This window comes from Burkholderia sp. BCC0506, from assembly GCF_902833145.1.
Lineage (GTDB): Bacteria > Pseudomonadota > Gammaproteobacteria > Burkholderiales > Burkholderiaceae > Burkholderia.
Map to the genome: position 1 here is coordinate 434,146 of NZ_CADFEN010000006.1, position 24,225 is coordinate 458,370.

At 67.9% G+C, this 24,225-nt stretch carries 22 protein-coding genes and 1 tRNA gene; 7 read left to right on the plus strand and 16 right to left on the minus strand.

Features of this window, described 5'->3' with window-relative positions; genetic code table 11:
- Nucleotides 1-46: 46 nt before the first annotated feature.
- From esaR to def, 8 genes are all read right to left on the minus strand, one after another.
- Nucleotides 47-748 (minus strand): response regulator transcription factor EsaR, encoded by a 702-nt coding sequence (gene esaR / locus HWX62_RS17085; RefSeq protein WP_175928143.1) that lies wholly within the window; start codon nucleotides 746-748, stop codon nucleotides 47-49.
- Complete coding sequence (esaS, locus tag HWX62_RS17090; protein ID WP_175928144.1) at nucleotides 749-3,163, minus strand: sensor histidine kinase EsaS; 2,415 nt, start codon at nucleotides 3,161-3,163, stop codon at nucleotides 749-751.
- Nucleotides 3,153-3,743, minus strand: coding sequence for a DUF4390 domain-containing protein (locus tag HWX62_RS17095; RefSeq protein WP_175928145.1), 591 nt, complete (start codon nucleotides 3,741-3,743; stop codon nucleotides 3,153-3,155). Before HWX62_RS17095 ends, esaS begins: the two co-directional genes overlap by 11 nt.
- Entirely contained in the window at nucleotides 3,740-5,131 is a 1,392-nt protein-coding gene (gene rsmB / locus HWX62_RS17100) for a 16S rRNA (cytosine(967)-C(5))-methyltransferase RsmB (RefSeq protein ID WP_175928146.1), read from the minus strand. The genes HWX62_RS17095 and rsmB overlap by 4 nt, the downstream gene beginning before the upstream one ends.
- Before the next feature lie 243 nt (nucleotides 5,132-5,374).
- Nucleotides 5,375-6,232: a zinc metalloprotease HtpX gene (gene htpX, locus HWX62_RS17105; RefSeq protein ID WP_034208696.1), complete on the minus strand. Its 858-nt coding sequence runs from the start codon at nucleotides 6,230-6,232 to the stop codon at nucleotides 5,375-5,377.
- 100 nt (nucleotides 6,233-6,332) lie between these two features.
- Entirely contained in the window at nucleotides 6,333-6,974 is a 642-nt protein-coding gene (locus HWX62_RS17110; RefSeq protein WP_175928147.1) for a LysE family translocator, read from the minus strand.
- A gap of 120 nt (nucleotides 6,975-7,094) precedes the next feature.
- Nucleotides 7,095-8,087: a methionyl-tRNA formyltransferase gene (gene fmt, locus HWX62_RS17115; protein ID WP_175928148.1), complete on the minus strand. Its 993-nt coding sequence runs from the start codon at nucleotides 8,085-8,087 to the stop codon at nucleotides 7,095-7,097.
- 34 nt (nucleotides 8,088-8,121) lie between these two features.
- Entirely contained in the window at nucleotides 8,122-8,625 is a 504-nt protein-coding gene (gene def / locus HWX62_RS17120; protein WP_006485794.1) for a peptide deformylase, read from the minus strand.
- Between the two features lie 185 nt (nucleotides 8,626-8,810).
- On the opposite strand from def, the gene dprA reads away from it, so the two are divergent.
- The 3 genes from dprA (at nucleotide 8,811) to HWX62_RS17135 (ending at nucleotide 13,332) form a co-directional block, all read left to right on the plus strand.
- Entirely contained in the window at nucleotides 8,811-10,124 is a 1,314-nt protein-coding gene (dprA, locus tag HWX62_RS17125) for a DNA-processing protein DprA (protein WP_175928149.1), read from the plus strand.
- 35 nt (nucleotides 10,125-10,159) lie between these two features.
- Nucleotides 10,160-10,540 carry a thioredoxin family protein gene (locus HWX62_RS17130; RefSeq protein WP_175928150.1) on the plus strand — a complete coding sequence of 127 codons (381 nt, stop codon included), beginning with the start codon at nucleotides 10,160-10,162 and terminating at the stop codon, nucleotides 10,538-10,540.
- Nucleotides 10,541-10,734: 194 nt separating this feature from the next.
- On the plus strand, nucleotides 10,735-13,332 hold the full coding sequence (locus HWX62_RS17135) for a DNA topoisomerase III (RefSeq protein WP_175928151.1): 2,598 nt from the start codon (nucleotides 10,735-10,737) through the stop codon (nucleotides 13,330-13,332).
- 124 nt (nucleotides 13,333-13,456) lie between these two features.
- Here the strand turns inward: HWX62_RS17135 and HWX62_RS17140 are convergent, their stop codons facing one another.
- The gene (locus tag HWX62_RS17140; RefSeq protein ID WP_175928152.1) at nucleotides 13,457-14,506 is read right to left on the minus strand and encodes a LysR family transcriptional regulator; all 1,050 of its coding nucleotides are present in this window, start codon (nucleotides 14,504-14,506) and stop codon (nucleotides 13,457-13,459) included.
- 427 nt (nucleotides 14,507-14,933) lie between these two features.
- On the opposite strand from HWX62_RS17140, the gene HWX62_RS17145 reads away from it, so the two are divergent.
- Nucleotides 14,934-15,947 carry a D-2-hydroxyacid dehydrogenase family protein gene (locus HWX62_RS17145; RefSeq protein ID WP_175928153.1) on the plus strand — a complete coding sequence of 338 codons (1,014 nt, stop codon included), beginning with the start codon at nucleotides 14,934-14,936 and terminating at the stop codon, nucleotides 15,945-15,947.
- 49 nt (nucleotides 15,948-15,996) lie between these two features.
- Here HWX62_RS17145 and HWX62_RS17150 read toward each other — a convergent pair whose 3' ends face one another.
- Nucleotides 15,997-16,863 (minus strand): patatin-like phospholipase family protein, encoded by an 867-nt coding sequence (locus tag HWX62_RS17150; RefSeq protein ID WP_175928154.1) that lies wholly within the window; start codon nucleotides 16,861-16,863, stop codon nucleotides 15,997-15,999.
- 8 nt (nucleotides 16,864-16,871) lie between these two features.
- On the minus strand, nucleotides 16,872-17,276 hold the full coding sequence (locus HWX62_RS17155) for a PaaI family thioesterase (protein WP_059232891.1): 405 nt from the start codon (nucleotides 17,274-17,276) through the stop codon (nucleotides 16,872-16,874).
- A 189-nt stretch (nucleotides 17,277-17,465) separates the two neighbouring features.
- Here HWX62_RS17155 and HWX62_RS17160 point away from each other — a divergent pair.
- Both HWX62_RS17160 and HWX62_RS17165 read left to right on the plus strand, forming a co-directional pair.
- Nucleotides 17,466-17,541 (plus strand) — tRNA-Lys (locus HWX62_RS17160).
- Between the two features lie 187 nt (nucleotides 17,542-17,728).
- Nucleotides 17,729-18,775, plus strand: coding sequence for a DUF3592 domain-containing protein (locus tag HWX62_RS17165; RefSeq protein ID WP_175932825.1), 1,047 nt, complete (start codon nucleotides 17,729-17,731; stop codon nucleotides 18,773-18,775).
- Nucleotides 18,776-18,811: 36 nt separating this feature from the next.
- On the opposite strand, the gene HWX62_RS17170 is transcribed toward HWX62_RS17165, so the two are convergent.
- On the minus strand, nucleotides 18,812-19,426 hold the full coding sequence (locus tag HWX62_RS17170; RefSeq protein ID WP_175932824.1) for a CGNR zinc finger domain-containing protein: 615 nt from the start codon (nucleotides 19,424-19,426) through the stop codon (nucleotides 18,812-18,814).
- 81 nt (nucleotides 19,427-19,507) lie between these two features.
- Here HWX62_RS17170 and HWX62_RS17175 point away from each other — a divergent pair, with 81 nt between their 5' ends.
- Nucleotides 19,508-20,323 carry an alpha/beta hydrolase gene (locus HWX62_RS17175; protein WP_175932823.1) on the plus strand — a complete coding sequence of 272 codons (816 nt, stop codon included), beginning with the start codon at nucleotides 19,508-19,510 and terminating at the stop codon, nucleotides 20,321-20,323.
- Between the two features lie 27 nt (nucleotides 20,324-20,350).
- Here the strand turns inward: HWX62_RS17175 and HWX62_RS17180 are convergent, their stop codons facing one another.
- From HWX62_RS17180 to phnY, 4 genes are all read right to left on the minus strand, one after another.
- On the minus strand, nucleotides 20,351-21,109 hold the full coding sequence (locus HWX62_RS17180; protein ID WP_175932822.1) for an amino acid ABC transporter ATP-binding protein: 759 nt from the start codon (nucleotides 21,107-21,109) through the stop codon (nucleotides 20,351-20,353).
- Nucleotides 21,106-21,786 carry an amino acid ABC transporter permease gene (locus HWX62_RS17185; RefSeq protein ID WP_175932821.1) on the minus strand — a complete coding sequence of 227 codons (681 nt, stop codon included), beginning with the start codon at nucleotides 21,784-21,786 and terminating at the stop codon, nucleotides 21,106-21,108. The genes HWX62_RS17180 and HWX62_RS17185 overlap by 4 nt, the downstream gene beginning before the upstream one ends.
- Nucleotides 21,787-21,800: 14 nt before the next feature.
- Entirely contained in the window at nucleotides 21,801-22,583 is a 783-nt protein-coding gene (locus HWX62_RS17190; RefSeq protein ID WP_175932820.1) for an amino acid ABC transporter substrate-binding protein, read from the minus strand.
- 180 nt (nucleotides 22,584-22,763) lie between these two features.
- Nucleotides 22,764-24,218, minus strand: a complete 1,455-nt coding sequence (gene phnY, locus HWX62_RS17195) for a phosphonoacetaldehyde dehydrogenase (RefSeq protein WP_175932819.1) — start codon at nucleotides 24,216-24,218, stop codon at nucleotides 22,764-22,766.
- Between the last annotated feature and the right edge of the window lie 7 nt (nucleotides 24,219-24,225).

Below are 24,225 nucleotides of genomic sequence, written 5' to 3' on the forward strand. Positions count from 1 at the left end.
GTATATCGAGCTCTTCGTCCCTGAGCAAGTGCTTTCGCAAAATATTTTACAGCGCGCCTTCGGACGGCTTCTTGCCGAGCTCGACGCCGAGCTGCTTGAGCTTGCGATACAGGTGCGTGCGCTCGAGGCCCGTCTTCTCCGCGACGCGCGTCATGCTGCCGTTCTCGCGCGCGAGGTGATATTCGAAGTACGCGCGCTCGAACGCATCGCGCGCTTCGCGCAGCGGGATGTCGAACGGGATCGCGGCCGTCTGGCCCGCGAGGCCGAGCGCCGACGCCATGTCGTCGCCGAGCGTCGGCAGCGCCGCCGCGGATGCGACCGCCGCCGGCCCCGCGGCCGGCCCGGCGCCCGCCTTCGCCGCCGCGTTCGCGGACACCGGCGCCGCGCCGCGCGCGAGACCGTGCTCGACCGCCTTCAGCAGCTTCTGCAGCGCGATCGGCTTCTCGAGGAAATCGAGCGCGCCGATCTTGGTCGCCTCGACGGCCGTATCGATCGTCGCGTGCCCGGACATCATGATCACGGGCATCGTCAGCAGCCCCTGCGCCGCCCATTCCTTGAGCAGCGTGACGCCGTCGGTATCGGGCATCCAGATATCGAGCAGCACGAGATCGGGCGCCTGATTCAGCCGGTATTCCCGCGCGGCCTGCGCGTTCTCCGCCGCCTCGACGACATGTCCTTCGTCGCTGAGGATCTCCGAGAGCAATTCCCGGATGCCCATTTCATCATCTACCACCAGGATGGTTGCCATTTACGCTGCCTTTGTCTGCTCACTTGCTTTTGTCTTGGCGGGCGTCGCCCCGTCCTGTGCGCCCGGTTCGGCGCCTGGCGTATCGCTCGCCATCTGCAGGAAGAGGATCGACACCTGCGCACCCTCGACGGTCTCGCCGTGCATGCGATTGCGCAGATCGATCCGCGCGCCGTGCTCGTCAACGATTTTCTTGACCGTGGCCAGCCCGAGCCCCGTGCCCTTCGCCTTCGTCGTCACGTAAGGCTCGAACGCGCGGGTCAGGATGCGTGCCGGAAAACCGGGCCCGTTGTCGGACACGGTAAGACGTACCGCGACGCGCGTTTTGCCCTCCGCGTCCGGGTCGCCATATTCTACTGTCTTGGTTTCGATCAACACACGCGGATGCGCGGACTCCGCGACCGAATCCTGCGCATTCTGCAGCAGGTTGTGAATCACCTGGCGCAATTGCGTCGCGTCGCCGCGAATCACCGGCAGCGACGGCGCGAGCTCGGCGACGATCGGGCTCTTGCCTTCGCCGACGCCGTACAGCCCGAGCACCTCGCTCGCCAGATCGTTCAACTGCAGGTTCGCGAGCACCGCCGGCGGCGTGCGCGCGTATTCGCGGAAATCGTCGACCATCCGCTTCATCGCGGCCACCTGGTTCACGATCATCGTCGCGCCGCGCTTGAGCACGTCCGCGTCGGGCGGCGCGAGCTTGTCCGACAGCTTCATCTGCAGCCGCTCGGCCGACAGCTGGATCGGCGTCAGCGGATTCTTGATCTCGTGCGCGAGCCGCCGCGCGACCTCGCCCCACGCGACCGAACGCTGCGCGGAAATCACGTCGGAGATGTCGTCGAACACGACGACGTAACCGGACGTCTGCGGATCGTCGGCCTGCCCCTCGACCGTCGACACGAGGCGCGTGCCGCGCACGAGCAGCGTCAGCGGATCGGTCTCGCCCGGCACCTCGATCGCGAACTGCTGCTGCCAGTGGCCGCGATCGCCGCCGCCGCCGTCGGACGCCGCCTCGCGATCGGCGAACGCCTTGCGCACCATCGCGCCGAACCCGGCGGCCACGCCGATCCGGTCGAGCGTCGTGCCGATCAGCGCGTTGAACGGCTGCCGGAAGATCCGCTCGGCGCCGCGATTGGCCGTCGTCAGCCGGAACTGCCGGTCGAGCACGAACACGCCGGCCGTCAGGTTCGCGAGGATGCTCTCGAGATACGTCTTCGAATGCTCGAGCGCGATGCGGTTCTTCTCGACCGCGAGCCGCGCCTCGGACAACTGGCGCGTCATCGCGTTGAACGACTGCGTGAGGAAGCCGAGCTCGTCGCGCGTCTTGATCTCGCGCTTGGGCGTGTAGTCGCCTTCCGTGATCTCCTTCGTGCCCTGCGCGAGCAGGAACAGCGGCCGCGCGAGCTGCTGGCCGAGCGCGAGCGCGAGCATCATCGCGATGAAGGTCGCGAGGAACAGCGCGAGCGTCAGCGTGCCGATGTACATCTTGCGCAGACCCGTGCGGCCGAGCGACTTTTCCTGGTACTCGCGGTACGCGCGCTGCACGGCATCCGCGTTGTGCGCGAGCGTGGGCGGCACCGGCTGCGTGAGCTGCAGGAACCGCTCCGCCGGCTGCAGCAGCGACGTCGTCGCATCGGGAATCGGCCGCACGACGCGCAGCCGCAGCGCGCCCTTCGCGCCGTGCGCGCGCGGGTCGCCGTCGACTTCGCCCTCGATCGCCGCATACGCGCCGTGTTCGCGCGCCTGGCTCAGCATCAGCGGCGTCGGCAGGTCGTCCGGAATCAGCGCCGCGAAATTGCCCGACGCCTGCGCGACGATGTGCAGGTCGGGTGCGGCGCCCGAGCCGCCGCGGCTCGGCTCGACGATCGTCGCGTCCTGCACGCCGAACTGGTCGCGCAGCCGCAGCAGCGTGAGCGTCGTGCCGTTCGTGTTCGCATCGACGCTCGCGAGCTGGTCGGACATCAGCCGCGCCTTCGTCTGCAGATCGGACAGCGACGCATCGAGCATCCCGCGGCCGAGGTTCAGGCCGGCCGTCAGCGCCGTCTCGACGTTCACGTCGAACCACGACTCGATGCTGCGCGACACGAACTGGTACGACACGATGTAGATGATCCCGCCCGGCACCACGCCGACGAGCGCGAAGAACACCGCGAGCTTCGCGAGCAGCCGCGTGCCGAACTTGCCCTTCCTCAGGCGCACGACGATCATCCCGATCAGCCCGAGCACCACGAGCAGGAACACGAGCGCGACGACGATGTTCGTCGCGTACAGCCACGAGTAGTAGCGGTCGAAGAATTCGGTGTTCGCGCTCGCGGCCGCGAGCAGCACGAGCAGCAGCAGGGCGGTCAGCGCGACGGTCGAGACGATCACGCGGATGAGGAGGCTCTTCCCGCTGGCCGCGCGGCGCACTTTATTTAGCACGTTCGGTCACCGTGAAGTTGAAGCGCTTCCAGTCCGACCCGAGCGTCCAGTCGCGGTTGTTCACCGCATCGACCTGGAACGGCTTCGGCATCAGCGCCGTGTCGAGCTGCATCCGCACCGACGCCGTGTAGGTTTCGCCCGCGCGCACCTGGTTGCGGTCGATCACGTGCCACGACGTGATGTGGCGGACCACCGCGAGCGCATCCTTCAGCGACGGGAAGCCGAGCTGCAGGCCGCCCGTCGACACGCGGTATTCGCGCGTGAGCGGCTGGAACGACAGGCGGATCGTCTGCGTGACCGCCACCGGCTGCTCGTCGAACCAGTACCAGCGTGCGCGGCTCAGTTCGAAGTCGGTCGTGAAGTAAAGCGGGATGCCCTTGTTCACGGCATCCTCGAGGCTCGGATTCAGTTCGAAGTCGAAACGCGCGTCGAGGCTCCAGCCGCTTCCGTCGGCCTGGAGCGACGCGCGCTGCACGGCGATCGACTCGGCGTGCGCCGGCCGGACGATGGCCACGCACAGCGTCAACGCAACCAGCAAGACGGCCGCGAGCCGAAATGGAAAAAGGTGTTTGATCGTCACCGTTTCTGAAACCGCGCGTAGAAAAATCCGTCGTGATCGGTGTTCTGGTCGAGTGCGCCGGCGGCCGCCCGTCCCTGCACGCCGCCCGGCAGCAGTTGGCCGGGGGCGTCCAATCGTACCGCATCTTCACAGGCCGCTTCAAACCAGCGGGCCTGCCATTCGCCTTCTTCGGGGAAGATCGAACAGGTCACGTAAAGCAGTTCGCCGCCCGGCTTCACGAGCGGCCACAGCGCCGACAGGATGCGACGCTGCTCCGCGACGAGCGCCGGGATGTCGGCCTCGCGGCGCAGCCAGCGGATGTCGGGATGCCGCCGCACGATGCCGGACGCCGAGCACGGCACGTCGGCCAGGATGCGATCGAACGGGCGCCCGTCATACCACGCGTCCGGCGCGCCTGCATCGCCGACGCACACGTTCGCGGCGAGCGACAGGCGCTCGAGATTCTCGCCGATGCGCGCCGCGCGCGTCGCGTCGCTTTCGAGCGCGACGACGTCCGCCTCGGCAAGTTCGAGAATATGGCCCGTCTTGCCGCCGGGCGCCGCGCACGCGTCGAGCACGCGCATGCCGTCGCGCGCGCCGAGCCATTCGGCCGCGAGCTGCGCGCCGGCGTCCTGCACCGACACCACGCCGTCAGCGAAGCCCGGAATGCGATCCACCGGCAGCGCCGACGCGAGCCGCACCGCATGCCGGCCGATCGCGGTCGCTTCGATTCCGCTCGCGCGCAACGTGTCGAGATACGCATCGACGCTCGCGCGGCGCGCATTCACGCGCAGTGTCAGCGGCCCCTGACGCTCGCCGGCCGCGAGGATCGCCTGCCATGCGTCGGGCCATGCCCGCTTCACCGCATCGACCCACCACGCGCGGTAGTTCCAGTGCGCGACCGGGTCGTCGCGCATCGCCGCGACGAGCGCGTCGCGCTCGCGCAGGAAGCGGCGCAGCACCGCATTGACCATCCCCTTCGCGAACGCGAACTCACGCCGCGCACCGATCACGGTGACGGCCTGGTCGACCACCGTGAACGCCGGGTACGCGGCCTCGTCCGCCGGGTCGAGCAGCAACGCGAACGCGCCGGCGAGCACCGCGTGCACGTGCGCGGGCGGCGCCTTGCTGACGAACCGGCCGATCAGCCAGTCCGCGCTGCCCAAGCGCCGCATCGTCCGGTAGGCGACGTCCTGCGTCGCACCGCGTGCGAGCGCCTGCGCACCGGACGACATCTGCGCGAACACCGCCGACAGCGCCGCCGGCAACGCGGTGCCGCGCCGTACCGCATCGACCGCCTGCGCGGCCGCGTCGAGCGCGAAGCCGAGCGAATCGGGCGCCAGATGCAGCGCCGCCAGGCGCGCCGGGCGGCCGGAAGAAGTCGAAGCGGAAGAACGGGGTCGTGTCATCGGTGCGGAATCGGCAAGCAGGCGCGGCAATCAGGGGCAGCAAACGAATGCGGCAAACGGCGGGATCGCCACCGCCAGATGGCCCGGCGATCCCAAACCGCGCATTGTAGCGTGCGGCCGTGCTGCGCCTTTGGCCCCTTTACCGCACGCACGACGGGGCGCACCAATGAAACACCCCGCAGCGCAGGGCATGCGGGGTGGCGGGGCGACACCACGCGGCAACGGCCGCGCGGTACGCCGGGCTCAGTCGAAGCGGCCGGTGCGCGCCATCTCCATCAGGCGCGCGATGCGCTCCTCGGTGGCCGGGTGCGTCGAAAACAGGTTCTGCAGGCCGCCGCCGTGCAGCGGGTTCATGATCATCATCTGCGCGGTGGCCGGATGCGCCTCGGCCGCCTGGAACGGGATGCCCGCCGCATAGCGATGGATCTTGTCGAGCGCGGTGGCGAGCGACTGCGGATCGCCGGAGATCTGCGCGCCGCCGCGGTCCGCTTCGAACTCACGGGCCCGCGAAATCGCCATCTGGATCAAGGCGCCTGCGATCGGGGCGAGCAGCGCGACGGCGATGCCCGCGATCGGGTTGGCCGGCCGGCCGTTCTCGTCGCGCCCGCCAAAGAACATCGCAAAGTTCGCGAGTGCCGAGATCGCGCCCGCCATCGTCGCGGTGATCGTCGAGATCAGGATGTCGCGGTGCTTCACGTGCGCGAGCTCGTGCGCCATCACGCCGCGCATCTCGCGCTCCGACAGCACGCGCAGGATGCCCGTCGTCGCGGCGACCGCCGCGTGCTCGGGGTTGCGGCCCGTCGCGAATGCATTCGGCGCATCCTCGTTGATCAGGTAGACGCGCGGCATCGGCAGGTTCGCGCGCGTGGCCAGCTCGCGCACCATCCGGTAGAACTGCGGCGCCGTGCTCTCGTCGACTTCCTGCGCGTTGTACATGCGCAGCACCATCTTGTCCGAGAACCAGTACGAGAAGAAATTCATGCCGAGCGCGAACAGCAGCGCGATCGTCATGCCGCGCGAACCGCCGATCATTCCGCCGATCACGATGAACAGGGCCGTGATCGCGGCCATCAGCATCGCCGTTTTGACCCAATTGAACATACCCACTCCTTATCCGTCAGGGGACCCGCCGCGCATCACAGGGCGCGACGGAAAATTGTAAGCGATTTGTTAGATAAGGTCTTGCCGGAAAAATTCAATCTCAGCGTTGCGAAGCTGCAAGACGCAGGCCGAGACCGACGAACGCGCTGCCGACCGTGCGGTCGAGCCACTTCTTGACACCCGGCTTGCCGGAAAAGCGCCGCGTGACGCTGCCCGCCACCCACGCGACCAGGCTCGTCCAGACCGTGCTCATCGCGACGAACACCGCACCGAGCGCGAGGAACGCCCATGCCTTGTGCGGACTGTCGGCCGACACGAACTGCGGGAAGAACGACACGAAGAACAGCACGACCTTCGGATTCAGCACGTTGGTCCAGAAACCCTGCATGAACAGCCGGCGCAGCGGCTGGGCGGCCGCGGCCCGCGCGGCTTCGGCGCCCGACGGCGCGGCGACCTGCTTCGCGACGATCATCCGCACGCCGAGGTAGATCAGGTAGGCCGCGCCGACCAGCTTGATCACCGTGAATGCGGTGGCCGACGCCGCCAGCAGCGCGGTGAGGCCGAATGCGCATGCGAGCGCGTGGACGCAGCAGCCGGCCGAAATGCCGAATGCCGACATCAGCCCCGCGACGCGCCCCTGCGCGACGCTGCGGCCGACGATGTACGCCGTATCGGGGCCGGGCGTGATGTTCAGCAGAAAAACCGCGAACACGAAGAAGCCGAAATGGGTGATGCCGAACATGGAAACCTCGAAACCGGAGAGCGCAGGGAAATTCTACGCGTGCGTGCCGCCCCGCGCGACTCGGCCGTCCGGCCAGTTGCGCCGGGCCGGCGGACCGGGTCGAATGGCGCTCAAGTCCTGTCAGCCGACGTCGGGCAGCGCGAAACGCTGGCCCGCGGCGAGCGGCGAACCGGCGAGGAATTCCCGCGCGGGCAGCCGCTTGCCGCCGGGTTTCTGCAACTGGGTGACCCGCAGCGCGCCGCTGCCGCATGCGACCACCACGCCTTCCGGCGCGGCTTCGACGATCGTGCCGGGCGCCTCGGTCGCAATCGCGCCGCGCGCCGCCACGGGCTCGGCCGCCCACAGCTTGATGGCCGCGCCGTCGAGCGTCGCGACGCCGCCCGGGAACGGATCGAACGCACGCACCTGGCGCGCGAGTACGTCGGCAGGCTTGCGCCAGTCGAGCGCCGCTTCGTGCTTGCCGATCTTTTCCGCGTAGGTCACGCCGCCGGCCGGCTGCGGCGTCGCCGGCAGCGTGCCGTCGCGTTCGAGCCGCACGAGCGCGTCGACGATCAGCCGCGCGCCGGCGGCGGCGAGGCGATCGTGCAGCGTCGCGGTCGTATCGTCGGGCGCAATCGCGGTGCGCGCCTCCTCGATCATCGCGCCGGTGTCGAGGCCGACGTCCATCTGCATCAGCGTGACGCCCGTCTCGGCGTCGCCGGCCTCGATCGCGCGATGGATCGGTGCGGCGCCGCGCCAGCGCGGCAGCAGCGACGCGTGAATGTTGATGCAGCCGGCGCGCGGAATGTCGAGCACTTCCTGCGGCAGCAGCAGCCCGTACGCGGCCACCACCATCACGTCGTGCGGCGTCGTGCGCAGCAGCTCGATCGCGTCGGCCGCCTCCGCCGGGTACTTGCCCGCGCGGCGCAGCGACGGCGGCTGCGCGACGGTCATTCCGTGCTCGACCGCGTAGCGCTTCACGGCGCTTGCCTGGAGTTTCATCCCGCGGCCGGCCGGGCGATCGGGCTGGGTAAGCACGAGCGGCACCGGAAAACCGGCCTCGTGGATCGCGGCAAGGGCAGCCGCGGCGAATTCCGGCGTGCCGGCAAAAATCACGCGCAACGTATGGGTCATGACAGCGTTCGGGGTCGGGCTGGGCGCACGCGCATCACATCGCGCGTTCGAGTTTCTTCATCTTCGTCTTGATGCGCGTCTGCTTGAGCGGCGACAGGTACTCGACGAATACGCGGCCCATCAGGTGATCCATCTCGTGCTGGACGCACACGGCGAGCAGGCCTTCGCAGTCGAGCTCGAACGTCTCGCCCTGCTCGTTGAGCGCGCGCACGCGCACGTGGTCGGGGCGTTCGACTTCGTCGTAGATGCCGGGCACCGACAGGCAGCCTTCTTCGTAGGTCTGCTTCGCGTCGCTCGACCACACGATCTCCGGGTTGATGAACGCGCGCAGCTCGTTCTTCTCCTCGGAGACGTCGATCACGATCACGCGCTCGTGCACGTCGACCTGCGTGGCCGCCAGGCCGATGCCGGGCGCCGCGTACATGGTCTCGGCCATGTCGGCGACGAGCTTGCGGATTCGGTCGTCGACCTTGTCGACGGGCTTCGCGACCTTGTGCAGCCGCTTGTCGGGGTAGTGAAGAATATTGAGCAAAGCCATGGTGTTCGGTATTCGGTGAAGCGGCGTGCCGCATCGGCCATCCGGCCGGCTGGCGCCGCCGCCGGGATGCAATGAAGATGAGGCGGATGCGTGGCATATCAATGCCGCGGATCGCGCCTCCTGCAATCGGCCGCGCGCCTGCGCGCACGGCCTTGTCGAGTATTTCGGATGATGAAAATTTTATCATGGCGCCACGCGCTCCGCTGGCCGCCGCATTCGAGGGCCGCCTCATGTCGCCGCAAGCACTGACGCCTCCCGTGCTGCGCGCATGGCTGCAGCTCGCGCATGCGCCCGGTCTGTCGCCCGCCGTGCTGCAGGTGCTGCTCGCGGCATTCGGCTCGCCGGCGGCGTTGCTGCGCGCGTCCGACCAGACGATCGCCGCCGTGACCAGCCCCGCCGCCGCGCAGGCCGTGCGCGCGAGCGAGCGCGACGATCTAGAGACGCGCACCGACGCCGTGCTCGCGTGGCTCGACGCGCCGGGCAACATGCTCGTCACGCTGAGCGATCCGGCCTACCCGCCGCGGCTGCGCGACCTGCACGATCCGCCGCCGCTGCTATATGTAAAGGGGCGGCTCGACCTGCTGCACGCTCGAGGCCTCGCCGTGGTCGGCAGCCGCCATGCGACGCCGCAGGGGCTCGCCGACGCCACGCACTTCGCCCACGCGTTGTCCGACGCCGGCCTCACGATCGTCTCGGGCCTGGCGCTCGGGATCGATGGCGCCGCGCACCGTGGCGGGCTCGACGGCCGGTCCGGCACCGTCGCGGTGATCGCGACGGGCGCCGATCTCGTCTATCCGGCGCGGCACCGCGCGCTCGCCCACGAGATCGCCGCGCACGGCGCGATCGTCTCGGAATGGCCGCTCGGCACGCCGGCCCGCGCCGCGCATTTTCCACAGCGCAACCGGCTGATCGCCGCGCTCGCGATCGGCGTGCTCGTCGTCGAGGCCGCCCCGCGCTCGGGTTCGCTGATCACCGCGCGGCTCGCGAACGAATTGGGGCGCGATGTGTTCGCGATGCCCGGTTCGATCCACGCGCCGCTCGCGCAGGGCTGCCACGCGCTGATCCGCGACGGCGCGAAGCTCACCGCGGCGCCGCTCGACGTGCTCGAGGAATACGGGCTGGGCGAACCGGCGGCGTGCACGACAGGAGGCACGCCGCGCGCCGGCAACCGGGGCTCGGACACTGGCGAAAGGCGCGAGCCCGACACTGCCGGCGCGGCGCAAGCGGATCGCGCCGTCGCGGCTGTCGCGGCACCCCGAATCGAAGCCCCGCCGCCGGGCAGCCCGGCGGAACAGGCCGTGCTCGCCGCCCTCGGATACGGCCCCGTGACATACGAATGGCTCGCCGAGCACAGCGGCCTGTCCGACGACGCGCTGCATGGCGCGCTGCTCGCGCTGGAACTGGCCGGCCGCGTCGCGAGCGTCGCCGGCGGGCGGTTCGCGCGGCTTGACGCGGCGCCCACCCCCTCTGCGCGGGGCGTGCTACATTCCCCGGCATAGGGCGGCCCGGCCGCCGACGCTACCCAAGGAATTCCATGCCCGCGCTGAATCTCGACACCGATGCGGATCGGATCGCCGAGCGCCTCGCCGATCCCGGCACGTTGCTGGTCGCCTGCCTGTGCGCCGAGTGGTGCGGCACGTGCCGCGACTACCGGGCCGCCTTCGACCAGCTCGCCGACGCGCATCCGGACGCCTGCTTCGCCTGGATCGACATCGAAACCCATGCCGACCGGCTCGACGATCTCGACGTCGAGAACTTCCCGACCATCCTGATCGAGGACGCCCACACCGCACGCTTCTTCGGCACGGTGCTGCCGCACGCGGCGATCGTCGAGCGCATGCTGTCCGACCTGAGCGCGGTACCCGGTACGCCGCACGCACCGAAATTGCGCGACGTCCTGAACGTCGAAGCCTGAATTCGCGAGCCGGCGCGGCGGTTTTGCGCCGGTTTGCGCGCGCCGCCGCGCCGGGCGCTTGCCGCCATTGCGGCCCCCCTCTATGATGAGCCGCTTTTTACACGCTGAGCCGCCGTCGCTGCGGCGTGTGCTATAAAGCGGTCGTAAAAGGGACCCACAACCGGGCGAACCCGGTCTACCAACACACACCTGTCATGTCCAAAGCACTGATCATTGCGGAAAAGCCTTCTGTCGCGAACGACATCGCACGCGCTTTGGGCGGCTTTACCAAGCATGACGAGTATTACGAGAGCGACGATTTCGTCCTTTCGTCCGCTGTCGGCCACCTGCTGGAAATCGCCGCCCCGGAGGAGTACGAGGTCAAGCGCGGCAAATGGAGCTTCGCGCATCTGCCCGTCATTCCCCCGCATTTCGACCTGAATCCGATCGCAAAAAGCGAGTCGCGCCTCAAGGTGCTCACGAAGCTGATGAAGCGCAAGGACGTCGACCGCCTGATCAACGCATGCGACGCGGGGCGCGAAGGCGAGCTGATTTTCCGCCTGATCGCGCAGCACGCGAAGGCGAAGCAGCCGGTCCAGCGTCTGTGGCTGCAATCGATGACGCCGCAGGCGATCCGCGACGGTTTCGCGAACCTGCGCAGCGACTCGGACATGCAGCCGCTCGCCGACGCCGCACGCTGCCGCTCGGAAGCCGACTGGCTCGTCGGGATCAACGGCACCCGCGCGATGACCGCGTTCAACAGCAAGGGCGGCGGCTTCTTCCTGACCACCGTCGGCCGCGTCCAGACGCCGACGTTGTCGATCGTCGTCGAACGCGAAGAGAAAATCCGCCGCTTCGTCCCGCGCGACTATTGGGAAGTCAAGGCGGAATTCGCCTGCGCGGCCGGCTTCTACGAAGGCAAGTGGTTCGACCCGAAATTCAAGCGCGACGAATTCGATCCGGAAAAGCGCGACTCCCGTCTGTGGAGTCTGCCGGCTGCCGAAACGATCGTCGCGGCCTGCCGCGACCAGGTCGGCACGGTGTCCGAGGAATCGAAGCCGTCGACGCAACTGTCGCCGCTGCTGTTCGACCTGACGAGCCTGCAGCGCGAGGCGAACAGCCGCTTCGGCTTCTCCGCGAAGAACACGCTTGGCCTCGCCCAGGCGCTGTATGAAAAGCACAAGGTGCTGACCTACCCGCGTACCGATGCGCGCGCGCTGCCGGAAGACTACCTGTCGACGGTCCAGTCCACGCTCGAGATGCTCAAGGAGAGCCACAACTACCTGCCGCATGCGAAGCAGGTGCTCGACAAGGGCTGGGTGAAGCCGAACAAGCGGATCTTCGACAACTCGAAGATCAGCGACCACTTTGCCATCATCCCGACGCTGCAGGCGCCGAAGTCGCTGTCCGAACCGGAGCAGAAGCTGTACGACATGGTCGTGAAGCGCTTCCTCGCGGTGTTCTTCCCGGCAGCCGAATTCCGCGTGACGACGCGCATCACCGAAGTCGCCGGCCATCACTTCAAGACCGAAGGCAAGGTGCTCGTCGAGCCGGGCTGGCTGCAGGTGTACGGCCGCGACGCCGAAGGCGCGGATGCGAACCTCGTGCCGGTGCAGAAGGACGAGAAGGTGAAGACGGACGAAATCGCCGCCGTCGCGCTCGTGACCAAACCGCCCGCACGCTACTCGGAAGCGACGCTGCTGTCCGCGATGGAAGGCGCGGGCAAGCTGGTCGAGGACGACGAGCTGCGCGAGGCGATGGCCGCGAAGGGCCTCGGCACGCCGGCGACCCGCGCGGCGATCATCGAAGGCCTGCTCGGCGAGAAGTACCTGCTGCGCGAAGGCCGCGAACTGATCCCGACCGCGAAGGCGTTCCAGCTGATGACGCTGCTGCGCGGCCTCGGCGTGAAGGAACTGACCGCCCCCGAGCTCACCGGCGAGTGGGAATACAAGCTGTCGCAGATGGAGCGCGGCAACCTCGGGCGCGACGCGTTCATGCAGGAAATCGCCCGCATGACGCAGCAGATCGTCAAGCGCGCGAAGGAATACGATTCCGACACGATCCCGGGCGACTACGCGACGCTCGAGACGCCGTGCCCGAACTGCGGCGGCCAGGTGAAGGAAAACTACCGGCGCTTCGCGTGCACGAAGTGCGACTTCTCGATCTCGAAGATCCCGGGCAGCCGGCAGTTCGAGATCCCGGAAGTCGAGGAACTGCTGCAGAAGAAGGAAATCGGGCCGCTGTCCGGGTTCCGCAGCAAGATGGGCCGCCCGTTCTCGGCGATCCTCAAGCTGTCGTTCGACGACGAGACGAAGAACTACAAGCTCGAGTTCGATTTCGGCCAGGACCAGGGCGGCGAGGAAGGCGAGGCGCCCGACTTCTCCGCGCAGGAACCGGTCGGCGCGTGCCCGAAGTGCAAGGGCCGCGTGTTCGAGCACGGGATGAGCTACGTGTGCGAGCACTCGGTGGCGAACCCGAAGACCTGCGACTTCCGCTCGGGCAAGGTGATCCTGCAGCAGGAAATCACGCGCGAGCAGATGGGCAAGCTGCTTGCCGACGGCCGCACGGATCTGCTGCCGAACTTCAAGTCGTCGCGTACCGGCCGCAACTTCAAGGCGTTCCTCGTGAAGCAGCCGGACGGCAAGATCGGCTTCGAGTTCGAGAAGAAGGAACCGAAGGCCGCCGCCGCGAAGAAAACGGCCAAATCGGCGACGAAGGATGCCGAAACCGTGACCGAAGGCGCCGAAGAGAAACCGGCACCGGCCCGCAAGACCGCCGCTCGGAAGACGACCGCGCGCAAGACGGGTTCGTGACGGCCCGGACGCCGGGCGCTGCTTGCGGCGCGTCCGGCTTCCGCACGCAGCCATAAAAAAACGCGGATCGGTCGATCCGCGTTTTTCTTTGCGCCGGCCCGTTGCGCGGCCGGCCGCCGAGCCGTTACAGCGGCGACGGCGCCGCCACGCGCGTGCGCGGCGAGCGCGCGACACGCGGCTGCAGGTTCGGATCGGTCGATTCGGGCTGCTCGGCACGCATCTCGACGCCGATCGGCGGCAGCGTCGCGCCCTGTGCGGCCCACTGTTCGCCCATCATCACGTCGGTCGAGTGGCTGAAATGCTCGACGAGATGGTCGATGAACGTGCGCACCTTCGCCGGCAGATGGCGCCGGCTCGGGTAAGCGATGTTGATCTCGACCTGCGGCAGCCGGAAATCCGGCAGCAGCCGCACGAGCGCGCCGCGCGCGATGTCGCTGCCGATCAGGTAGCTCGGCAGGATCGCGACGCCCATCCCGAGCAACGCGAACTGGCGCAGCATCGCGGTGTTGTTCGCGACGATCACGTTGGTCGGGCGCACGCGCACTTCGCCGTCCGGCCCCGTGAACACGCGCTCGTCGCCCCAGTATTCGGTCGGCAAGCTCAGGGCCGGGTGCTCGGCGAGCTGCTCCGGATGAGTCGGCACGCCGTGCTTCTCCAGATAGCTCGGCGTCGCGCACACGGTCATGCAGCCGGTGGTCAGGCGCCGCGTGACGATGCTCGCGCTGCGCATCTGGCGCGTGACGACGATGCCGACGTCGAAGCCTTCCTCGACCAGATCGACCTGCCGGTCGACCAGCGTGAGATCCGGCACCACTTTCGGGAAATTCTCCGTGTACGACTGCAGCACGGGCGCGAGGTTGTGCAGGCCGAACACGACCGGCGCCACGATGCGCAGCGTGCCGACCGGCTCGTGATTGCGCGCGACGACCATCTGCTCGACATCCTCGAGCTCGTCGAGGATCTGGCGGGCACGCTCCAGATAGACCTGACCGGACTCCGTCAGCGAGAGGCTGCGCGTGGTGCGGTTAAGCAGACGCGTGCCGAGCCGGCCTTCCAGATCGGCGACGTGGCGCGTCGCGACCGCGTTGGAAATATCCATTGCGCTCGCGGCCCGCGCGAAACTGCCGAGATCTGCAACCTTGACGAACACGCGCATCGACTGCAAGTGATCCATAAACGACTCCTGCCGCTGTTACAACTTCAAAAAGATGAAGCAAATGCGTAATTCTCCTACGACAGCGGAAATGATGCAGAGTTGCTCAACAAGGGGCCGGTTGACGATAAAAATAGTCAAAAATCCTCGCCTTCCGCGGATAGTTGATCCAATTATTCTGCTTGAAGCAACAATTGGGTGAACCTCGTCGAGTAAGCGGCCGAATCAGGAAGGACGTGTTTGATGCGACACAACAGCGCACCCGTGCGCGTGTCATGCAGGCGGCGCCGGGTGCGGCTGCCGCCAATTGCGGCGGAGCGTAACAACCTGTTAAAAAGACACCACGAAGGCAGCCGACGTTGCATCATGTCGGCCCCGGCCGGGCGGGATGGGTGCGCACCGTGCGCCGCCGCCCCAGCCGCTTTCAACGCGCGACACCCCGTTCACCATGAAAATTGCCATCCTCGACGACTATCAGGACGCCGTCCGCAAGCTGAACTGCTTCGAGATGCTCGCCGGTCACGACGTAAAGGTCTTCAACAATACGGTGCGCGGCCTGGGACAGCTCGCCAGCCGTCTGGCGGAAGTCGAGGCGCTCGTGCTGATTCGTGAACGAACCCCGATTACTTCCCAGTTGCTGTCCAAGCTGCCTAACCTGCGCATGATCAGCCAGACCGGCCGCGTATCGAGCCACATCGATCTCGACGCGTGTACCGACCGCGGCATCGCGGTGCTCGAAGGCACCGGTTCGCCGGTCGCGCCGGCCGAGCTGACCTGGGCGCTCGTGATGGCCGCCCAGCGCCGCATTCCGCAGTACGTCGCGAACCTGAAGCAGGGCGCCTGGCAGCAGTCGGGCCTGAAGACGTCCGCGCTGCCGCCGAACTTCGGCCTCGGCCAGGTGCTGCGCGGCCAGACCCTCGGCATCTGGGGCTACGGCAAGATCGGCCGGCTCGTCGCCGGCTACGGCAAGGCGTTCGGAATGAACGTGCTGATCTGGGGCCGCGAGCATTCGCTCGAGGCCGCGCGCACCGACGGCTACACGGCCGCCGAGAGCCGCGAAGCGCTGTTCGAGCAGAGCGACGTGCTGTCGCTGCACCTGCGCCTGCACGACGACACGCGCGGGATCGTGAAGCAGGAAGACCTGATGCGGATGAAGCCGACGTCGCTGCTCGTCAATACGAGCCGCGCCGAGCTGCTCGAGGACAACGCGCTCGTCAACGCGCTGTCGCACAACCGTCCGGGGATGGTCGCGATCGATGTGTTCGAAAGCGAGCCGATCCTGCAGGGCTACAGCCTGCTGCGGATGGAAAACGTGATCTGCACGCCGCACATCGGCTACGTCGAACGCGAAAGCTACGAGCTGTATTTCAGTGCCGCATTCCGCAACATTCTCGCGTTCGACGACGGCGACATGTCGAGCGTCGCCAACCCGGAAGCGCTGACGCCGATCCGCAAGCGCTGATCGCACACGGGCCGCGCGTCGCGCGGGCCCGTCGTTTCGTTCCCATTCGTCAGGCGGCCACGCGGCCGCCCGTCATCGCGCCGACGCGCGTGAGGAAGTGCTCGCCGTCGCGCCGCCCGAGATCGTACGCATGCCGCATCTGCGACGGGCTCGTGTAATCCCAGCTCGAAATCGGCACCTTGCTCGACGGCTGCACGTACAGCCGCCGCTGGTCGCCGTGCGCGACCGTAAACATCTGCGGACGCGGATACAGCCGCGTGACCAGCACCAGCACGTCGCCCGGCGACGGATCGAGCGCATCGACCGGCACGTTGTCGACCATCCCGCCGTCGAGCACCGGCCGGCCGCCGCGCCGCAGCACCGGCGTGAACGGCGGCGTGCACGACGACTGCAGGATCAGGTCGGCGAGTTCGTCGACTTGCGTGCAGGCCTGCGCGCGCACGAATTCGGGCCGAAAACCGAGCGTGCGCCCGAGCGTCGGGTGCAGCGTCTTGCGCACGTACTTCTCGATGTTGTATGCGACGAGGCCGGCCGCGACCGCGCTGCGCGCGCCGAGCCAGCGCGGCACGTGCGACACGCCGATGCGGATCTCCGGCGCCGTGGCCAGCTTCGCGAACGGCTCGCCGTAGATGTCGAGCAGCGCCTGGCGGTAGATCCGGTAGTGCGGAAACACGGGCTCGCGCCCGAACAGGTTGCCCCAGTACGCATTCTTCCGGTTGTGGCGCAGCGCCTCTTCGTAATAGCGCATCACCCAGGCGGCGTCGCGCGTATACAGCATGCATGCGGTGGCCGCGCCGGCCGAGATGCCGGTGATCACGCGCGGGCGCAGGTCGAGGGCCGGCTGCGCGACGTCCCAGAAACCGGCCTGCCACCAGCAGCGATTGCCGCCGCCCGCGAAGACGATCTGGTCGAACATCGCGCCGCTCAGCTGACGAGCGCGTAGGTCGACGTCGCGTGAACGGCCATCTTGCCGTCCTCGTCGAACAGCTCGACTTCGCCGAACACGAGATTGCGGCCCATCCGCAGCACGCGCGCGGTGACGAGCACGTCGCCCTTGCGCACGGGACGCATGAAGTTCGTGTTCAGCGACACCGTCGTCATCGGCCGGAATTCGCCGAGCGCAACCGAGATCGCCACCACCATCGCGGTATCGGCGGCCGCCGTGAACACCTGGCCGCAGATGATGCCGCCCGAGTGGCGGAACTCGCCGGAAAACGGCAGGCGCAGCGTGACGCTGTCGTCGCCGATCGACACGGGGACCAGACCCAGCGAGCGGACCCACGGGGCCAGCAGGCGATCCAGCAATTCGCGGACTGCGTTTTCGTCCATCTTCGAATGTCCAGAAAACGTTGCGCGACCGCCGCGCAACAGTTGGACGTCATCATACCGGGAGCGGGCCAACTGCGATCGCTCGTTATCCCGCCGACAGCCGCCGTCGGCGTGACGAAATATTTTCGGGAAATTTGCAGAAAGGGCTTGCCATGTCCTGAAAACCCCGGCATAATCTTTCTTCTGTTGGGGGCGTTAGCTCAGTTGGTAGAGCAGCGGACTCTTAATCCGTAGGTCGAGTGTTCGAGTCACTCACGCCCCACCAGGAATTCCAAAGGCCGGTCAGCGAAAGCTGACCGGCCTTTTCCGTTTTGGCCGCCGCATTCGTCGCGGCGCGCACCTTCCTCGGGCACGATCGCACGCCGGTTGAGCATCGTTTCCGCTAGAATCGTCCGACAAATATCACACGACCGGCGCAGGCATCGCCATTTGCCCGCCGGCACTGAGAGAACATGGGACGTCAGACATGGAAGCATGTGAACGAGACGCGACCATTCAGAGGGCATGGTTGCGCCGATATCGGCCTGTCCGTCGCGATGGGCCGCTCACCGGGGCACACCCGAATCCGCGCGACGCACGAACCGGATCGCGTCATGCCCGGTAAGGACGCGCTGGTCGCGCTGACGATCGGTGTCGTCCTGTTCGTGCTGGCCGGCGTACTGGCCGTCACGGCAAGCCGGGAACCCGGCCGCCTGGTCCGCGCGCCGGGCACGGTCGTGCGCATCGTCCAGGACAACGATGCGATGCGCGCATACCGGCCGATCGTCGCCTACCTCGCGAGTGACGGCCGGCGCCGCGAAGTCGCCGGCAATACCGCGTCGACGGTTCCCGCATACGACATCGGCGAGAACGTCGACGTTCTGCTCGACCCCGACCATCCCGAGCGCCCCGCGCTGATCGACGATTTCACGCAACGCTGGCTTCCGGTGGCCGTGCCGGCGCTGCTCGCCGCCGCGTCGTTCGCGATCGGCGGCTTGCTGCTCGCGGGCGAGCGACGCCGACGGCAATCGGACCCGGCGCCGCGCCGCGCCGCACGTCAGCCGGTCCGGCGCCGCTGGGATGTCGCGATCGTGCTGATTCCGATCGCGATCGGCACGGGCTTCGTCGCCGGCGCCGGCGCGGCCGGCCTGCGCCAGTGGCAGATCGTCCACCACTATGCGCGTTCGACCGGCCACGTGGTCGAGATCGCGAAAAACGGACGGTCGTCGCGGTCGCGCACGGCGCTGTATTCGGCCGTCGTCGCGTTCACGACCGACAGCGGGCGGCTGATCACGTTCGCCCAGGGCTCGGCGTCGTCGCACCCGGGCCTGCACGAAGGCGACGCGGTCAACGTGCTGTACGATCCCGTCACGCCCGAGCGTGCGCTCGTCGATCGCTTCTGGGATCGCTGGGGCCTCACGGCCATCCTGTTCGCGATCGGCGCGCCGTTCCTGGCGGCCGGGCTGTTCGTCGCCGCGACGTTGTGGCCCGACCATCGGCCGCACGACGCCGCGCGATGAACGACGCGCGGCGCGACAACCGTCACGGCGCGCGCGTCACCGCTCCCTGAACGCTTCCACCTTCGCGCGATTCCCGCACGTGCGCATGTCGCACCATCGCCGCCCGACGCCGCGGCCGCGATCGACGAAGAACCACGTACACCGGCCGCATTGCCGCACGCGTGCGAAATCGTCGCTGCGCATCAGATGCTCGAAACCGAGCGCGACCGCATCGACCCAGCGCGACGCGGCACGCGCATCGGGCCGCCACGCGAAGCGGCCGCCGACCGCGTCGAACGTACTGCGCCCGATCGCCTCGCGGATCGCCGCCGCAAGCCGGTCCGCCGCGCGCGTGCCCGCGCTGCCGCCGTCTTCGGCCGTCAGGTGCGCGATCGCGGCGTACGCGTCGTCGCGAAAGCGGTGCAGCGCCGCCAGTTCGTCGGGGCCATCCTGCCGCGGGCGACGCAGCAGCCGCGCCAGATCGTCCGGCGCCAGCAACCGCGCTTTCCCGGCCCATGCACGCACGGCCGGCCAGTCGACGAGTTTCTCTTCGTCGCGCGTCTTGCCCGTGTCGGCCACCGTGTTGAGGAAGTCGAGTGCCGGATGGCCGCCGACGAAATCGGCCGCGCGCCAGTCGTGCCCGTGTCGCGCCGGGTCGGGTCGAGTAACCATTTATTTTCACCTATCGGTTTCACATCCGGACAATCCGGCGTAACCTGTTAACAACCAAAACAGGTTAGCACGGAGAAGCCGATGCTCGAACTCCCGAACCGCTTCAATTTCGAAGGTCACCGGATTGCATGGGGCACGCTCGGCGAAGGGCCGCCGCTCGTGCTCGTGCACGGCACGCCGTTTTCGTCGCAGGTCTGGCGGCGGATCGCGCCGTGGCTCGCGCGGCGCCATCGCGTGTATTTCTACGACCTGCTCGGCTACGGCCAGTCCGACATGCCGGACGCGGACGTGTCGCTGGGCCGCCAGAACGTGCTGTTCGGTGCGCTGCTGAATGAATGGCACCTGTCGCGGCCACGCGTGCTCGCGCACGACTACGGCGGCGCAACCGCGCTGCGCGCGCACTTTCTCGACGGCATCGCGTATGCGGATCTCACGCTCGTGAACCCGGTCGCGATCGCGCCGCAAGGCTCGCCGTTCGTGCGCCACGTCGCGCAGCACGAAGCCGCGTTCACCGGCTTGCCCGCGTACGCGCATCGCGCGCTCGTGTCGGCCTATCTCGGCAATGCGGTCGCGCGGCCGTTGAGCGACGACGCGCTGTCGATCTACCGTGCGCCGTGGCTCACGCCGGCCGGCCAAGCCGCGTTCTATCGCCAGATCGTGCAGATGCGTCAACGCTATATCGAGGAAGCGGAGGCCCGCTACGTGCCGCCGGATTTTCCTGTGCGCATCGTGTGGGGCGAGGACGATCAGTGGATTCCGCTCGAACAAGGGCAGGCGCTGGCCGATCGCATCGCGAACGGCCAGCTGATCCGGGTCCCGCACGCGGGACATCTGGTTCAGGAGGATGCGCCGGAAGCGATCGTCGCCACGGTGCCCGACACGCCCGCGCAACGCTGAGCGCCCCCCCCACATCGCGCCGCGTCGTCAGAACGCCGGCACGCCTTGTGCGCGGGTCGCGACGAACTTCGCGGTACGCGGGTCGCGCGGCCGGCCGAACAGCTCGCGCGATGCGCCGGCTTCGACGATGCGGCCGTCGGCGAGGAACACCGCGTCGTGCGCGATCGACGCGGCCAGGCGCAGGTCGTGCGTGGCCATCAGCATCGTCGTGCCTTCGCGCGCGAGCTGGCGCAGCACCTCGACCACTTCGACGGACAGCTCCGGATCGAGCGCCGACGTCGGTTCGTCGCACAGCAGCACCTGCGGAGACGGCGCGAGCGCCCGCGCGATCGCGACGCGCTGCTGCTGGCCGCCCGACAGCGTGGCCGGCCATGCGTCGGCCTTGTCCGCGATGCCGACCTTGTCGAGCAGCGCAAGCGCCCGTTGGCGCGCCCGCTCGCGCGGCCAGCGCTGCACGGTCACGAGCCCCTCCATCACGTTCTGCACGACGCTCAGGTGCGGAAACAGCTGGAAGTTCTGGAACACCATGCCGGTCTGCTTGCGCACCGCGAACACCGCGTCGCGCGACGGCCGGCGCCCCGGCACGAAGTCGATGCGCGCATCGCCGACCGCGAGCGTGCCCGCCTCCGGCACTTCGAGCAGGTTCACGCAGCGCAGCAACGTGCTCTTGCCGCTGCCGGACGGCCCGATCAGCGCCGTCACGCTGCCCGGCTGCAACGCGAGGTCGATCTCGCTCAGCACACGATGCTGGCCGAACGACTTGTCGATGCGTTCGAGCCGGATCATCGCAACTCCGCGTGGAACAGCGCGTGGCGGCCGAAGCGGGTTTCGAGGCGGCGTTGCAGCGTCGACAGCACCGAGCTGAACAGCAGGTAGATCAGCGCGGCTTCGGTATAGAGAATCAGCGGCTCGTAGGTCACGGCCGCGATGCGTTGCGCGGCCTGGAAGATCTCCGGCACGGTCAGCACGGCCGCGAGCGACGTGTCCTTCACGAGCGAAATGAACGAGTTCGACAGCGCGGGCAGCGCGACGCGCGCGGCCTGCGGCAGGATCGCGCGGCGCAGCGCCTGCGCGCGCGTCATCGACATCGAGTACGCGGCCTCCCACTGCCCCTTCGGGATCGATTCGATCACGCCGCGGATCACCTCGGCGTTGTACGCGCCGACGTTCAGCGAGAAGCCGATCACGGCGGCCGTCAGCGGATCGAGCACGATGCCGACGTTCGGCAATCCGTAGAAGATCACGAACAGTTGGACGAGCAGCGGCGAGCCGCGGAACAGCCAGATATAGAACCGCACGACGGCCTGCGCCCAGCGCGGTCCGAACAGCCGCGCGAGCGCCGCGCCGAACGCGAGCAACAGGCCGATCGCGAACGACGCGAGCGTGAGCGGAACCGTGAACACGAGCCCTGCGTAAAGCAGGGGCCGCAGCGATTCCGCCATCAGGTGCAGCCAGGCCGGCATCGATCAGCCTCGCGTCACGGCTGCGACACGTCGCGGCCGAAGTACTTCTGCGAGATCTTCGCGTAGGTGCCGTCCGCCTTGATGTCCGCGAGCGCCTTGTCGATCGCGGCCACCAGCGCCGGGTTGCCCTTGCGCAGCAGCACGCCCGACGCGTCGCCCGCGCCGCTCTTGTCGGTCGCCGCGATCTTCAGTTTCGCGTCGGGCTTGTGCTTGCGGAAATCGAGGTACGACAGCGAATCGTTGATCGTCGCATCGACGCGCCCGGACGTCAGCAGGTCGATCGATTCGTTGAAGCCTTGCACGGGCACCACGTCCGCGCCGTGCGCGGCCGCGAGCTTGCCGAAATTGCTGGTCAGCGTGTTCGCGGATTTCTTGCCCTTCAGGTCGTCGAACGAGCGGATCGTCGTGTTGTCCGCGCGCACGATCAGCACCGCGTGCGACGTGATGTACGGCGTCGAGAAATCGTACTTCGCCTTGCGCGCGTCGGTGATCGACACTTCGTTGACGACCGCGTCGTAGCGATTCACGTCGAGGCCCGCGATCAGCCCGTCCCATTTGCCTTCGACGAACTGCGGCTTCACGCCGAGACGCTGCGCGATCGCGGTCGCGATGTCGACGTCGAAGCCCGTCAGCTTGCCCGTCTCGTCGTGGTACGTAAACGGCGCGTAGGTCCCTTCGGTGCCGACGCGGAACACGCCGGCCGACTTGATCTGCGACAGGTCGTCGGCCGCCAGCGCACTGGTGGCCGCGGTGGCCTGCAGCAGCGCGACGATCAGGATGGAGCGAAGCAATTTCATGGTGCGGACCCCGAATGATTGGAGAGGATCATCCCGCCGGCACGCGTGCGCCGTTCGAGAGGTCCGCGAATTCTACCGACGCGTCGAGGCCCGGCAAACACGCAAATCGGCTAACGATATGAGCCGATCGAATAACGCCCGCGCCGGCTATAGTCCGGGCGCGGGCGTCTTACGCGTCGCTTACCACGGCAGCGAATACGTCTTCGTATTCGTGAAGCTCTTCATCGCCTCCTGCACGCCTTCCTTGTACCCGAGCCCCGAATCCTTCACGCCGCCGAACGGCGTCAGTTCGAGCCGATAGCCGGGCACCTCGCGCACGTTCACGCTGCCGACCTCCAGCTCGGTGATGAAGCGCGTGATGTGATCGAAGCGGTTCGTGCACACCGACGACGACAGCGCGTAGTCGGTGCTGTTCGACATCCGGATCGCTTCGTCGATGTCGCGAAAACGCATGATCGGCGACACCGGGCCGAAGGTTTCATGCTTGACCAGCGGCATGTCGGGCGTCACGCGATCGACGACCGTCGGCGCATACAGCGCGCCGTCGCGCACGTTGCCGACCAGCAGCCGCGCGCCGCGCGCGATCGCGTCGTTCACCTGCTGCTCGCAGAACTTCGCGGCCGCCTCGTCGATCACCGTGCCCATGTCGACCGACGGATCGGACGGATTGCCGTACGACCACGCGCGCGTCTTCTCGACGACCAGCGCCGTGAAGCGATCGGCCACCGCCTCGTGCACGAGCATCCGCTTGATCGCCGTGCAGCGCTGCCCCGAGTTTCGGTACGAGCCCGACACCGCGAGCGTGCTCGCTTCGTCGAGATCGGCGTCCTCCATCACGATGATCGGATCGTTGCCGCCGAGTTCGAGCACCGCGCGCCGGTAGCCCATCCGCGCGGCGATCGACTTGCCGATCGCCACGCCGCCGGTAAACGTGATGAGGTCGATCGCCGGGTTCGTGATCAGTTCGTCGGCGATCTCCTTCGGGTCGCCGGTGATCACCTGCAGCATCTGCGGCGGCAAGCCGGCCTCGTACAGGATGTCCGCGAACCGGTAGCACGACAGCGGCACCTTCTCCGACGGCTTCACGACGATCCGGTTGTTGGTCGCCACCGACGGCACGATCTTGTGCGCGACCTGGTTCATCGGGTGATTGAACGGCGTGATCGCCGAAATCACGCCGAGCAGCGGATCGCGCTGCGTGTACACGCGGCGCTTCTTGCCGTGCGGCGTCAGATCGCACGAGAAGATCTGGCCGTCGTCCTTCAGCACTTCGCCCGCGCCGAACGTCAGGACGTCGGCCACGCGGCCGGCCTCGTACGTCGAATCCTTGACGCACAACCCGGACTCGGCCGTGATCAGCGCCGCGATCTCCGCGGTGCGCGCACGCACGATGTCGGCCGCGCGACGCAGGATCGCCGCGCGATCGTGGCGCGTGAGCGTCGGCCGGTACGCATGCGCGACCGCGAATGCGCGGCGCACGTCGTCGAGCGTCGCCTTCGGCACGGTGCCGACCAGCGCGCCGTCGTACGGGTTGCGTACTTCGATCACCGCATCCCGCTGAATTCGTTCGCCGTCGATTCGCAGTGCTTCGCGACGAATTCCGCGGACGGCCGCCGATGCTGCGATGGCGTTCATGACTGTA

Coding starts and splice junctions, on each gene's coding strand:
- HWX62_RS17150 (WP_175928154.1), bottom strand. CDS start 16,863: ATGTTCGACCAGATCGTCTTCGCGGGCGGCGGCAATCGCTGCTGGTGG.
- def (WP_006485794.1), bottom strand. CDS start 8,625: ATGGCTTTGCTCAATATTCTTCACTACCCCGACAAGCGGCTGCACAAG.
- HWX62_RS17130 (WP_175928150.1), top strand. CDS start 10,160: ATGCCCGCGCTGAATCTCGACACCGATGCGGATCGGATCGCCGAGCGC.
- HWX62_RS17165 (WP_175932825.1), top strand. CDS start 17,729: ATGGGACGTCAGACATGGAAGCATGTGAACGAGACGCGACCATTCAGA.
- HWX62_RS17185 (WP_175932821.1), bottom strand. CDS start 21,786: ATGCCGGCCTGGCTGCACCTGATGGCGGAATCGCTGCGGCCCCTGCTT.
- HWX62_RS17110 (WP_175928147.1), bottom strand. CDS start 6,974: ATGTTCGGCATCACCCATTTCGGCTTCTTCGTGTTCGCGGTTTTTCTG.
- phnY (WP_175932819.1), bottom strand. CDS start 24,218: ATGAACGCCATCGCAGCATCGGCGGCCGTCCGCGGAATTCGTCGCGAA.
- dprA (WP_175928149.1), top strand. CDS start 8,811: ATGGCGCCACGCGCTCCGCTGGCCGCCGCATTCGAGGGCCGCCTCATG.
- HWX62_RS17140 (WP_175928152.1), bottom strand. CDS start 14,506: ATGGATCACTTGCAGTCGATGCGCGTGTTCGTCAAGGTTGCAGATCTC.
- HWX62_RS17170 (WP_175932824.1), bottom strand. CDS start 19,426: ATGGTTACTCGACCCGACCCGGCGCGACACGGGCACGACTGGCGCGCG.
- HWX62_RS17135 (WP_175928151.1), top strand. CDS start 10,735: ATGTCCAAAGCACTGATCATTGCGGAAAAGCCTTCTGTCGCGAACGAC.
- HWX62_RS17175 (WP_175932823.1), top strand. CDS start 19,508: ATGCTCGAACTCCCGAACCGCTTCAATTTCGAAGGTCACCGGATTGCA.
- rsmB (WP_175928146.1), bottom strand. CDS start 5,131: ATGACACGACCCCGTTCTTCCGCTTCGACTTCTTCCGGCCGCCCGGCG.
- HWX62_RS17145 (WP_175928153.1), top strand. CDS start 14,934: ATGAAAATTGCCATCCTCGACGACTATCAGGACGCCGTCCGCAAGCTG.
- HWX62_RS17190 (WP_175932820.1), bottom strand. CDS start 22,583: ATGAAATTGCTTCGCTCCATCCTGATCGTCGCGCTGCTGCAGGCCACC.
- fmt (WP_175928148.1), bottom strand. CDS start 8,087: ATGACCCATACGTTGCGCGTGATTTTTGCCGGCACGCCGGAATTCGCC.
- htpX (WP_034208696.1), bottom strand. CDS start 6,232: ATGTTCAATTGGGTCAAAACGGCGATGCTGATGGCCGCGATCACGGCC.
- esaR (WP_175928143.1), bottom strand. CDS start 748: ATGGCAACCATCCTGGTGGTAGATGATGAAATGGGCATCCGGGAATTG.
- HWX62_RS17180 (WP_175932822.1), bottom strand. CDS start 21,109: ATGATCCGGCTCGAACGCATCGACAAGTCGTTCGGCCAGCATCGTGTG.
- HWX62_RS17155 (WP_059232891.1), bottom strand. CDS start 17,276: ATGGACGAAAACGCAGTCCGCGAATTGCTGGATCGCCTGCTGGCCCCG.